Origin of the sequence: Methanomassiliicoccus sp. (assembly GCA_012719175.1) — an archaeon.
GTDB lineage: Archaea > Thermoplasmatota > Thermoplasmata > Methanomassiliicoccales > Methanomassiliicoccaceae > UBA6.
In genome coordinates, this window is record JAAYAX010000012.1 from 59,099 (window position 1) to 71,821 (window position 12,723).

General features: G+C 52.9%; 7 protein-coding genes. 2 read left to right on the forward strand and 5 right to left on the reverse strand.

Annotated elements, in window-relative coordinates; all coding sequences use genetic code 11:
- Positions 1-420: 420 nt before the first annotated feature.
- The 4 genes from GXX95_09390 to GXX95_09405 are packed head-to-tail and all read right to left on the reverse strand — an operon-like array spanning position 421 to position 9,267.
- Positions 421-3,411 carry a type I restriction endonuclease subunit R gene (locus tag GXX95_09390; GenBank protein NLT38354.1) on the reverse strand — a complete coding sequence of 997 codons (2,991 nt, stop codon included), beginning with the start codon at positions 3,409-3,411 and terminating at the stop codon, positions 421-423.
- Complete coding sequence (locus tag GXX95_09395) at positions 3,408-4,910, reverse strand: hypothetical protein (GenBank protein ID NLT38355.1); 1,503 nt, start codon at positions 4,908-4,910, stop codon at positions 3,408-3,410. Before GXX95_09395 ends, GXX95_09390 begins: the two co-directional genes overlap by 4 nt.
- Positions 4,880-6,976 carry a DUF262 domain-containing protein gene (locus GXX95_09400; protein NLT38356.1) on the reverse strand — a complete coding sequence of 699 codons (2,097 nt, stop codon included), beginning with the start codon at positions 6,974-6,976 and terminating at the stop codon, positions 4,880-4,882. Before GXX95_09400 ends, GXX95_09395 begins: the two co-directional genes overlap by 31 nt.
- Positions 6,973-9,267, reverse strand: coding sequence for an SAM-dependent DNA methyltransferase (locus GXX95_09405; GenBank protein NLT38357.1), 2,295 nt, complete (start codon positions 9,265-9,267; stop codon positions 6,973-6,975). Before GXX95_09405 ends, GXX95_09400 begins: the two co-directional genes overlap by 4 nt.
- A 311-nt stretch (positions 9,268-9,578) precedes the next feature.
- Between GXX95_09405 and GXX95_09410 the strand changes: the two genes are divergently transcribed.
- Positions 9,579-10,301 carry a DUF4145 domain-containing protein gene (locus GXX95_09410; protein ID NLT38358.1) on the forward strand — a complete coding sequence of 241 codons (723 nt, stop codon included), beginning with the start codon at positions 9,579-9,581 and terminating at the stop codon, positions 10,299-10,301.
- Between the two features lie 509 nt (positions 10,302-10,810).
- Complete coding sequence (locus GXX95_09415; GenBank protein ID NLT38359.1) at positions 10,811-11,683, forward strand: DUF3784 domain-containing protein; 873 nt, start codon at positions 10,811-10,813, stop codon at positions 11,681-11,683.
- A gap of 43 nt (positions 11,684-11,726) precedes the next feature.
- On the opposite strand, the gene GXX95_09420 is transcribed toward GXX95_09415, so the two are convergent.
- Positions 11,727-12,723 (reverse strand): hypothetical protein (locus GXX95_09420; GenBank protein ID NLT38360.1); only part of this gene is annotated, 997 nt, incomplete at its 5' end.

Consider the following 12,723-nt stretch of genomic DNA (forward strand, 5'->3'; position numbering starts at 1 on the left):
AGGGGCCCTATAGTACCTAGGTAAAGGAAGGGCAACGATCATCCCCTTATCCCGATGAACACCTTCGCTCTCCCTATCTCTATCCCCCCGGCATCATCTATCTTCCTCGGGGTAGGCGATCCTCACGGAGTAGGTATCTCGCAGGGATTTGGATTTCAGGATCGGTCCCCCGGTCGCCTCCGACGACCCTTTATCTTCTCGGCCCACCGCTCTCTCTCAACAATCCTCAGGGAGGCCCCTAGAACGGCCGCTAGCGGGCTTCAAGGCATGAAGGAATCCCTCGGCTAAGCTGAGGCCTTGTTGTAGCTAGAAATGCCACTTTAGGGGCGAAAAAATGCTCATGGAGCATGTCTTCCTGCTGGCTACATCCGATACCTCGGACGCTTCGCTTACTACGGTTGCTGCGATGCATCGGATACGTCACTTCCGTATGGTCATGGCATAGACCATCTCTTGAATGAAGCCACGGAACGACTCGTTCTCCACGAACTGCTTGTACACCTGCGTGTCGTCCTTGAGCAGGGTCTGCATCACTTTGTTCAGGGCTTCATCATGAGCTATGCGGGCGGTGTGCGGGGTGTTCTCTCGAGCGTTCTTGTACGCCGGGTCATCGGCCACCTTCGGCGCTATATCGTTCTTAATGCGCTTTGCTACCCTATCAGAATCGCTGAACAGCGTTCCGAATTGCTCGTTGAAGCTCTTCAGGATGTTGCTGAGCTTGTCGAGTTCGGGCTCCTTCTTCCCCGCGATGACATCCACGGGTATCGGTCCGATCTCCGAATCCTCATCGGGCTGGCGGATCGCTATCGTGGCCTTCTTCTCTACGCGGTAGCTGTCCATGTCGATCGCCTCCAAGATCCCCTTGGAGAGGTCTTCCTCCTTAGGAGCGGGCAGCTTGGGGATGAGCATGTTGAGCAGGATGGATAGCTTCTCCCACTCCCTGTTTGTGTACGGCATTACCGACGCGAGGAAATCGTAGGTACGGGCGAAGGCCTTGGCCTTCCCTTTGAACTCCACCTGCTGGTCCTCGTCCAATCGCTCGTTGTACACCGCCACGCAGGTGTCGAGTATGGGGTCCAGTTGCTCTCGGCTCGCCCCTGACAGGAACGACTCCACGACCACCTCGACCTGCTGCGGAGAGTACACTTGCGCGTTATCGAGAGTCGCTTTGAGATCGTGGAGCTTGTTGGGGTCCGTCTCCTCGCTCAAGATCGTCGTGCGGTAGTAGTCGGAGAACGCTTCCTCGATCGTTGCAGTGTTATTGTGGAAGTCGAGCACGAACACATCGTGCTTCTGTGGATGTGCTCGATTGAGTCGTGACAGCGTTTGCACGGCCTTCACCCCAGCGAGTGGCTTGTCCACGTACATTGTATGCAGCAACGGCTCATCGTACCCGGTCTGGAATTTGTCGGCGCATATGAGGAAGCGGTACGGGTCATCCTTGAAGCGATCGACGATATCGCCGCTGGGGAACTCGTTGAGCGTGGATTCGTTCACCGTACCGCCCCGGAACTCGAAATCGCCAGAGAACGCCACGATCGCCTTGTAGGGGCTCTTGCTCTCTTCTAGATATGAACGTATCGCAAGGAAGTACTGGATGGCCCGCTCGATGCCGTTGCATATCACCATCGCACGCGCCTGACCGCCTATCTTGTTCAGTGCAAGAACCTGCTCGTGGAAGTGGTCTACCATGATCTCCGCCTTAATACGTATAGCTTGGTCATGCCCTTCGACGTACCGGCGCAGCTTCTTGTTGGCCTTCTTCACATCGTACTCAGGGTCGGCCTCCACCTTCTTGATCAGGCGATAATAACTGTTAATCGGCGTGTAGTGCTCCAGCACGTCCAGAATGAAGCCTTCCTGGATCGCCTGCTTCATGGTGTAGCTGTGGAACGGCCGGTGCCTCACCTTGCCCTCGGCATCCAGCGGCAGGGGTTCGCCGAACATCTCCAGGGTCTTGTTCTTCGGCGTGGCGGTAAAGGCGAAGTAGCTGGCGTTGGTGAGCATCTTACGGGCCTTCATGCGTCGCTCCAGCGCGTCGTTTACCGTGTCCTCGGGGTCCTCGTCGGTCAGCGCCGCACTCATCGCCGAGGAGGTCTTACCGCCCTGGCTGGAGTGCGCCTCATCGATGATAATGGCGAAGGTGCGGTCTCGGTCCTCGCGCGAGATCTCATCGAGAATGAAGGGGAACTTCTGCACCGTGGAGACGATGATCTTCTTGCCCTCGTTGATGAAGCGGCGAAGGTCGCCGGAGTGCTCCGCGTGCCCGACCGTCGCTCCGACCTGCATGAACTGCTTTATCGTCCTCTGAATCTGATCATCGAGAACGCGGCGGTCGGTGACCACGACGACAGAGTCGAAGACCTCTCTCCCGTCACGCTTCACACCGATGAGCTGGTGGGCGAGCCAGGCGATGGAGTTGCTCTTACCGCTGCCGGCTGAGTGCTGAATCAAGTATCTTCGACCGACACCTTTCTCCTCAACGTCCGCCAGGAGCTTTCGCACGACGTCGAGCTGATGATACCGGGGGAAGACCTGGCTGCGCTTCTTCCTGCCGTTCCTCTCGCCCTTTACCTCGACTATCTGGGCGTAGTTCTCCAGAATGTTGGTCAGGTTCCTGGGGGTCAGCACCTCCTTCCACAGGTAGTCAGTCTTGAGGCCGTTAGGGTTCGGAGGATTGCCCGCACCATCGCTATATCCCTTGTTGAACGGCAGGAACCAAGATGCCTTGCCCTTCAGTTCGGTGCACATCTGCACCTCAGCGTCATCGACAGCGAAGTGCACCACGCAGCGGCCGAAAGCGAAGAGCGGTTCCCGTGGGTCACGATCACGTCGGTACTGCTCTATCGCATCGTCAACGGTCTGCTTGGTCAGCGAGTTCTTCAGCTCAAATGTGGCGATGGGAAGGCCGTTGATGAAGAGACAGAGATCAAGAGCCCGCCTCGTCTCATCGTTGCTGTATGCGAGCTGGCGGGTGATGGAGAACCGGTTCTGAGTATTGAGTGCTGCCGCCCTTTCGTTGCCTGGGGAGGGGGTCACAAAGAAGAGATTGAGGTTCGTCGGCCCATGCTGCACCCCATTGCGCAGTACGTCAATCACACCGCGTTTATTGATCTCGGAAGCGGTGCGGGCAAGGAACTTGAGACGGTTGACGTCCTTGGGATCGTTGCCGTTCACAATACCTAGCTTCTTGAACTCCTCGGGTTGCGTGCTTTGAAGGAAGGAGAAGAGTTGTGTGACATCGACACAATGTTGTCGATCATAGTCTTTGGGGATGCCAGCAAAATAGCCCGCGCCCTCAGGGTCTGGTCTCACTTCGATGGTTCCGGGATTGCTGTTAATGCCATCGCTGCCGGTCATGTGGCGGATGATGATAGTTTCGAGGCCTTTCTCAGTGATGTCGGTGGTCATGTCTCGACATCCCCATTGGTTGGTTCGGACTGCTCATCCAAGTCATCGAAAAGAAGCGACTCCTTATCTTTAGATAACGCATCTGAAGGTAGCTCTTTGAGGTCAGATTCACCTTGTGGCCACATTGACGACGAGGTTTTTATGGGCGGCTGTTTAGCCGCATCGCGGACATCAATTTTACCAGTCACAACATCGAAAGTCAATCGTGTTCGATATTCGTGCAATAATTCCATCTCGAGCTTGAGGCTAGCGATGGCAAAATCAAGCGGACTTATTCCGCCTTCAATGTAGCTTACGATTTCTAGCTGCTCGCTAAGAGGTGGCAGTGACACAGATAAATTTCTAATAGATTCGAGGGATAGATTCGAAATTGTAGTCCCTGTCAATTCTCCTCTCAAGAAATTCATCACTGCCGACGATTGCAGGTAATATGAGAGAAATTTTCTAGAAAGCGAACTGCCACAAGTTATGTATGCAACACTCTTACCAAGAATGATGGGCTCGCCTTGAAAATATGCTAAATTGCCAATCGTCCCATTGATAGATATGAGCAATGTACTATTATTTAATGGAATGAAATACTTAGTGAACTCAGACTTGCTGACACAACTTTTTGATGTTTTTATCTGAATGGTTCCATTAACTAAATTACTTCCATTAATGAAATAAAAAGACGATTGTTCCACATATGATGGCGTTCCATGAAGCCCGTCTCCGATCTTATCGCATATTCTCGCTAATCGTGAGATTTTCCAATGTTGCGGAATATTACCTAGCCATGGTATACCTGAAGGCTTAAGAGACAATGAGGGGTCGATGCCACGGGTGACTGCGCGATGGATGATGGCCTGCTTCTGTTCGTTCAGGAGGGCGATCAGCTTCCGTTTCGCGCGGATCACTCGCCCTATTTGAGTAGTTGCCCATTCTAAAAAATGAGTAATACACTTCTGTTCCTGGAATGGGGGGACCACGATTACCATATTACCCATTTTCATTTCTGTTACTGCGGGATAAGCTATCCCAACCGCCTCAGAAACCATTTGATTGACAAGCGCTTCTGACTGTACAACGTATCCAACAAACCCTGAGTCGGTATTCGACGGGGGCGTTAATACAGAAAAACCAGTTGACGCCACTATTGGTTCTGTTGTCTTAAGTATTGTCCATACAGCTTTCAGGTTCGGTCTCACGGTTGAAACTATCGTGTCACCAGGATGTACAATTCGCCTAGCTCGGGAAGGGGCTTTCGAAAATGTGCACTTTACGGGTTTTTTTAATAATGAACCCGTACTTACCGAACCTATATCTAGATAGAAGAATTGGAATGTGGGGTCTGTATCTTCTGATAAGGTGTTCACATTTATCTTTATCCAATTCTTCAACCTCATAATCTTCCATTGGGTTGGAATTTTTCCAAACCAATTTACTGCAGACTCCTTGTATTTTGGATACGGCTTCAGTCCAGCAATCATGGGTGCTCCCCATTCCCCATCTGCCATTCGAACGCCTGCCGCACTAAACTCATGATGTACGGTAATTCATCGATGGAGTTCAGCATGATCTCCACGTCCCCATTTCCCCAACGGCCCTTTTCAGTCACATCTCTGCATAACTTCTTGGGATCGTTGATCTCTGGGAATGGCAGGTTTAGGCTTAGCCGCAGCCGTTTTGATTGGGGAACGACATCAACGAAATTAGTCTCCGCCTTATATGCCACATAGTACTTCAGGAACTCCTCGCTCACACAGGGATCGAGGCCTAGCACCTCTTTGCGCAGGGCTTCGAATAACTCTCTTATTCCGGCGGATAGAAGGAACGGATGATCCTCGATTGAGTAGCTCGGCTGCTCTGGATGCGGGCGGTATTGTTCAAGAACTTCCTCCTGCAACTCGGGGAAACTCCATATCTCCAATGCCTTGCTGGAGAGTCGCTCCGCACGTTCCTTTATCGCCACCTCGTTCCATACCTCGACCTGTCCCAACCCAGCGTTCAATCTAAGTGGACTCTCCTTGAAGCCACCTGCCATATCTCGCTTCTCGTTGAAGGGGCGGTCGTTGTACTCGGAGTTATAGCCAGTGAGCGTCAGGTTACCCAGTGTGTGTAGCCACTCATCGTGTACTCGCTGCCAATCCGATCCCAAAGCTACCTTCCACGTAGCGGAAAGATTGGGGTTCTGCGGCATGATGTGCTCGATGGTGTACTCATCCACCTCTACTCTCTCCTTCCGCTCGTGGTTCTCCATGCGGCGGATCCAGTAGCTTCTACTGCGAGAGTTGTACAGGTCACGCGTCTGTAGGTTCCTTCGGAACTCCTCATCGCTGGGGAAGCGACGGTAGGAAGGAAGGAGAAGATACTGGGCCTGCATGCTTTCGAGGTAGCGGTCCTTGTTGATCGACTTGCTGAACGTGCCGAAGGTCTTGTTCAAAGAGTTGGTCGGTATAGCGCAGATGGCACGTCGGAACACGTAAGACTCGATTAAACGAACGCTCGACAGGAAGTCGTCTGGACTCAGGATTCCGTTTGCATAGTCATGGTAGAGTTCCAGGAGGAATGGATAGGCGACGTCAACCCTCAGCTCCCTCAGATCGTGGAAGGCTTGAGCAAGGGGACCATTTCGTTCGGCTCCCAAGGCCATGGCGCAATAGTAGCGGGAAAAGTCCCGGATGTCCTTCACCAGCGCCTCTATGCCGCCACTCCTTACCGATGGGGATCGAGAGTAGTCCTTGAACGCGTCGTATACCTCTCCGATGCGCGGTATATAACCCGTCTTCACTGTCAGGAAATGCCTCATGAAACTGTCGAACTGCGTGCCGTAGGCCACCTGCCCGAAGTCCAGCTCCATCGGCCGCCAGTACTCCTCGTAAAGGTGGGTCTGTAGCTTGGGCTCCAGGCCCATTAGGATGTAGTTGCGTATCAGGTCCGCCTGGCTCAGCTCCTTCCCGGTGGAGTTCATACTCTCGAAGATGAGTTGAGGGTTGTCCTGGTCACGGTTCAGCGCGATGTCCACCACGACGAGCTTAGCCAACCCACGGCATACGGGGACGAGATCTCCGTTCTGGGCGGCGAGCAGTTCCCGGAACAGCTCGAAGTTCTGCTTCACCAGTAGGGATGGTTCAGGGGGAAGGGGAGTGTTCTTGATTATTGCCTTAAGAGTCGAATTATCGGTCTGGGATAATAGGAGCTTGTAGAATCGATCACCAGTCTCTAGCTGATTGCTAAGGTAGTAGTGACGAAGCTTTAGAGCCGAGAAGCCGTCGGCAGGCTCAGTATCGCCTACCTCTCGGGCAAGGGCCTCGATAAGGAGAGACACCGTGGTGAGACGCTGCTGCCCATCTATAACCAGCAAGGGGGCTTGATGGGTGACCTGGGACAGGCCCTGCTCCACGTAAACTATGGAACCGATGAAATGAACAGAGATGGAGTCGTTGGAACCAGCCCGGATGATGTCTTCCCATAACTGACGGCACTGCTTGTCCGTCCAAGAGTAAGTACGCTGATATATAGGAATGATGAATTGGGGCGACTTCTGCAACAGGCCCAGTAAAGTGGCTTCGGTGGCTTTCATTTCGTACCCTCCCCCAGCAGCTCATCCAGCAGCCCTTCGGTCTCCTTCTCGATGGCCAGGATGTCCGCTCGTATCTCCTCCAAACTACGCAAGGGCTTTGGCTTGTAGAAGTATCGGGTAAAGCTGATCTCGTAACCGACCTTCGCAGCATTCTCGTCAACCCAGGCATCGGCAACGTATGGCAGCACCTCCCGCCGGATGAAGGCCTCAATGCCTCCCTCCTCCGACAGTGAGATCTGCTCGGTGTCCCGCAGATCGGTGTCCGGCTCGTACTCCACTATGGCCGTTTTCCCATCGATGGTGGCCTCGAAGAGCCCATTCAACGGGTCTGGCTTTACCTTGCCGGGCTTGTGGACCTTGCCAATTACTGGTGGTGCGGTCTCAACGCGCCAGCTCACCGCCTCATGCAGCGTCTTCAGATCGCTTGCGGAGAGCTTGAGCGCGTGCTTCTTCATCGCCGCCTGGATGCGCTCGCGGAAGTCATTGTGGTCCTCGAACACGGTCTCGCCAAGCTCGCCCCGTAGCGTGTTAGCCGCCTTATAGAGGTGCCAATCGCGCTCCCAGGTCTTTACGTCGAGAAGCTTCTTGCGCTTCCTCTCAGGTAGTCCCTTATTCGACTCTTCCTCTTCGTCACCCTCTTCCTCGTTCCCCCACTCCTCAAGACGGATCTTCAGAGCGGCAGCAATCTTGGCGAAGTTGGTGAACAGGTCGTCGCCGAACTCATCGTACAACGTCGCCCTGATGTCCTCGTCGCCGGAGGCGAAGCGCAATGTTTCGATGCTCTTGGGGGTGAGCTGACTGTGCAAGCGCAGCGGCCTCTCAACCGTCACCTTCCAGTAGCCGAAATCACGGTTACTAAAAATCTTCGACTCGGGGGTCTCAGAGAAGTCAAGGAACGTCTTGGTTATTCTCTCGATGTCCTCGGACGACAGCTCGCAGTTCTTCTTCCCCAGGTTCTTGCGCAGCGGCTTGAACCACTGAGTGGCGTCGATGAGCTGTACCTTCCCCCTACGGTGCTCGGCCTTCTTGTTCGTCAGCACCCAGATGTACGTGGCGATGCCGGTGTTGTAGAAGAGGTTCAGTGGTAGGGCAACGATCGCTTCCAGCCAGTCGTTCTCAATGATGTACCGGCGGATGTTGCTCTCCCCCTGCCCCGCATCGCCGGTGAAGAGCGATGAACCGTTATGGACCTCGGCGATGCGGCTTCCCAGGGCGGAGTGATGGTTCATCTTCGAGACCATGTTGGCGAGGAACAGCATCTGCCCGTCGCTGGAGCGCGTCACCAACGATAGCTCCTCGTTGCCGAGCATGACCTTGAAGCGGGGATCGCGCATCGCGTCCTTGCCGCCCATGTGCTCTAGGTCCTTCTTCCAGCTCTTCCCGTAAGGGGGGTTGGAGAGCATGAAGTCGAACTCCTGCGCGGGGAAGGCGTCGTGGGACAGCGTGGAGTGCTCCGCACCTCCGACGATGTGATCGGCTATGCTTCCCTCACCCTTCAGCAGCATGTCGGCCTTGCATACCGCGTAGGTCTCGGGATTGATCTCCTGGCCATAGAAGTGTGTGACGATATGGAGGCTGTTCCGGAGAGCTATCTCGTGCAATGTCTCTTCGGCCACGGTGAGCATTCCGCCAGTACCGGCAGCGCCATCATAGAGGAGGTAGGAGCCGGACTTGAGCTGGTCCTCGATGGGCAGAAAGATAAGATTGGCCATGAGGCGGACCGCGTCGCGCGGGGTCCAGTGCTCGCCCGCCTCCTCGTTGTTCTCCTCGTTGAAGCGGCGGACAAGCTCCTCGAAGATCATGCCCATATCATGATTGTCGATGGTGCTCGGGCTCAGGTCCACCTCAGGCTCCAGGAACTTATTGATGAGCGTGCCTAATGCGTCGGCCTTGGACAGCGTGGATAACTGATTGCGGAACTTGAAGTTGGTCAGGATATCCTGGACATTGGACGAGAAGCCATTGAGATAGTCCTCGAAGTCGGCGAGGAGCTGCTGCTGGCTACCACGCGACTTCAAATCGCGGAGAGTGAATCTCGACGTGTTGTAGAAGGCCTGCCCGGCGGCGCTCTCCAACGCCGCCCGTTGCTCCGTGATGCCCGCCCTATCGAGCATCTCCTTCGTTTCCAGGACCGCCTCCTTGGTCGGTTCAAGGACGACGTCCATGCGCCTAATGACGCACATCGGGAGGATGACATCGGGATACTTGCCCCGCTTGAACAGATCCCGAAGCACGTCATCAGCAATTCCCCAGATGAAGGAGACGATCTTACTGTGGGTTCCCTGTTCCATGTCAAAACCCACCAGAAGTGGTTTCGAACTCAACTGTTCGTCTGGATCGCGGCCCTTCTTGCCCTAGGACAGAACCGCCAGGAGGCGATGATTCGACCCTATAGAAAGACACACTCCTTGAGTTCCGGGTCCATGTTCTCCACACCATCTTCGGCAACATTCCACCGCATCTGGCATAGGTTAGAACACGATAAATCTTTCATCGCTGGAACAGGGGAAAGGCAGTATTTGATAGCCAGTAAAAAATCCACATGCTTTATTGTCTTTAAGAACATTTCACGTGTAATTTGTGTTGATGGTGGTAAGTAATTATGTCATATGAGGTTGGGAAAACAGGGAAATGTCCACATTGTAACGTCCATGTTTGTTTCACCAAATCTGCAAGTTTGCATACATATGGCTCTTCGGCTAATGTATATGACCTAATCCTGGGGACGAAATGGAGCAGTCTTGGATATTCCCATACATTAATTGCAGAAGTATCGACATGTCCCAGCTGCGGAAAACCAATATTGTTTTATGAGCTTGAATCTGCACCCATTTGTTCTGGTAAGATAGAGAAAACAACCCATCTAGGATTTCCGCTTTTTTCATCAAGACCTATCCCAGAAGAAGTCCCAAAGGAAATCGCAGAGGATTACCAACAAGCGTCCGTTGTTCTACCATTTAGTGAAAAGGCTAGTGCAGCACTTTCCCGGAGATGTCTACAGAACATACTGAATGCTCAAGGAATAACAGGTAGGGATTTAAACGACCAAATAGACGTAGCGATAGGAAAAGTTCCTACGCATATTGGTGACAGCATCGATGCAGTACGACAAGTAGGTAATTATGCAGCACATCCTACTAAGACGAAAGACACTGGCATCATTGTAGATGTAGAGCCAGATGAAGCAGAGCTTTCGCTGGAAGTGATAGAGCAGCTATTCGATTTTTATTATGTTCAGCCAGCTCGATCTTCAAGGACGAGAGCTAAAATAAACGAGAAACTTGCTGCATCTGGAAAACAAGAATTAAAAAAGCCCGAGGATTGATGGGTGCTGAGTTTTTTTTATACCGTTGGCATGACAGAAGGGATGAATACATACTCTGTTGAGTCCTAATGATTCTTGATTAATCCTAGTGTAAGCTACGGAAATCTCGTTCTCTAATGAGATAGCTGTCGATCATATATTCAACGGCCATTTTCTTTGTTTTCAAGTCTAATAAAATTCTATCCTCGTCTGGATCCATTACTTTTCCTTCGTATATGTTCATAACAGTGCGGCATGCGATTTCATCAAGCTCTCTATTGATCGTATCTAGTAAGTTTACGAGCCAAACCATCTCGTTTTTATCCACGAATTTCCTATGTTTCTTCAATAATAAAAAAGTATGGAATGGGTTTTAATTCCACCCTGATTGAACGTTCGTAACAGCTATCTGGCTATGCTCGGATACCAGGCCCGGCGCCCGCACCATATTTCTTGAAAGCGACCTCATGCATCTGTTCACGAACCTGTCTAAAAAAGATGAGAAGCGATAAGGGAACGCAGCTCATTGCTTGATCGTGGATAGGAACACCAAGATCGGATTGTTGGTGGTCATCGTCGGGGACGCGATCGCATTGACAATGATCATGCTGAGCGGTCCAGTGAACGAGTCGAGCTTGATGATCCTGATGATCGTGCTCATCGTAATGGTGCCCTTGATGTGCCTATCGGCCTACATGTGGGTGACGGGGAAGGGAGCGGTGTTGATCGCTGGTTTCAATACTTCCCCCAAAGCTGTGCGGGACCTGTACGATTCCACCGCCCTCGCCAAGTTCGTTGGCATGCTGGTAACGGTGTTCTCGGTCATCTTGTTGTTGGGAATGGTGTCGTTGATCCTTTTTGACAATATGGTCCTGTTCACGATCGCGCTCATAATCGCCACTGCCATCCTGTCCTACGGCCTCTATTACGTGAACACAGGTAACCGGTTCCTGAAGGAAGGCAAGAGACTTCAGGATGCTGTCATCTCAGAGGTTGAAAAGAAACGTAATAGGAACATTGCGATCGCGGGCATAGCTTCCGTCATCATCATCCTGATCGCCGTGTTCCTGTTCATTGCCTCCGGAAGCGTAGATGCGCAGCTGGAGCCGGACGCCCTCTGGGTGAAGGCGCCGCTGGTGGACGAGCGTGTCCTATATGAGAACATGACCTCGGTGGAGCTTCGGGACCACTTCGATAATGGTCGCCGCGTCGGTGGGTTCGGAGGAACGGAGGTCAGCAGCGGCAACTTTAGGAACGATGAGTTCGGCAATTACGTTCTGGCCAGATACAATTCCGTCGAGAGATGCATCGTGGTGCATCACTCCGACGGTGTGCTGGTGTTCAACCTAAGCACCGTGGAAGGGACAAGCCAACAGTATGAAGAATTGCGGTCGAAGCTGTGACGTCCGTTGAGCAATATCACTTACTACAAAGGTGAGGCTCAGATCATATGTTCCGGGGCAATGTGAAGTAGAACGTGGATCCGATCGCTCCATCCGATTCGCACCAGATCTGGCCCCCGTGCCGTTCCACGATCTTCTTGCTTATCGCCAGACCAATGCCGGTGCCAGGATACTCGTCCTGGGAGTGAAGCCTAGTGAACATCTTGAACAGGTTGCTCTGGTACTTGGGATCGATCCCAATGCCGTTGTCCCTGATCGTGAAGGTCCACTCAGAGTAATCACCCGTTGAGGATATCCACACCCTCGGGGGATCTGCACCGTGGAACTTGATGGCGTTACTCAGCAGGTTCGTCATCAGCTGTATCATCTGTGTCCTGTCGGCTGTTACCATGGGCAGAGGTTCGGAATGGACCTTGGCGTTGAGCTCCAACATCGAGAAGTGAATGTTCTCACGGACGATCGATAGGACCTCGTTCATGTCCACGGGATGAAACCCATTGGCCTTCGCATCGATGTTGGAGAACTGCAATAGATCGTTCACCATCTGCCTCATGCGTTCCGCTCCGGAGTTGACATACATCATGTACTCCTTGGCTTTGGGTTCTAGCTTATCTCCGAACTGCTTCTCCAACAATGACAGGTACGCCGTTATCATCCTTAGGGGCTCCTTCATATCATGGGATGAGACGAAGGCGAACTGCTGGAGCTCGGCATTGGACCTTTTCAGCTCCAGCTCCGTCCTCCTACGATCGGTGATGTCCATAATAGCCTCCACAGCCCCGATCCTGCTGCCATCATTACCAGTGATGGGCGCGGAGTTAACCAATAGATGCCGCACCTCACCGTCCGGCCATACGAGGTCCATGTCCAGGTCCACATACGTTTCACCGTAGAGGGCGGAACGGGTGAGCGGAAGGTCCTGAGACGGGTATGGCCTGCCATCAGGATAGCAGAGCTGCAGCTTGGCATGCGATTCGAACCCCTCTCCACGCAGCTTATGCTGGCGATAGAGCGCATCAGCCTTCCTGTTGGTCATCCGA

Excerpts from the sequence above, each read along its gene's own strand:
- GXX95_09390 (NLT38354.1), bottom strand. The coding sequence starts at position 3,411 with ATGACCACCGACATCACTGAGAAAGGCCTCGAAACTATCATCATCCGC.
- GXX95_09395 (NLT38355.1), bottom strand. The coding sequence starts at position 4,910 with ATGGCAGATGGGGAATGGGGAGCACCCATGATTGCTGGACTGAAGCCG.
- GXX95_09400 (NLT38356.1), bottom strand. The coding sequence starts at position 6,976 with ATGAAAGCCACCGAAGCCACTTTACTGGGCCTGTTGCAGAAGTCGCCC.
- GXX95_09405 (NLT38357.1), bottom strand. The coding sequence starts at position 9,267 with ATGGAACAGGGAACCCACAGTAAGATCGTCTCCTTCATCTGGGGAATT.
- GXX95_09410 (NLT38358.1), top strand. The coding sequence starts at position 9,579 with ATGTCATATGAGGTTGGGAAAACAGGGAAATGTCCACATTGTAACGTC.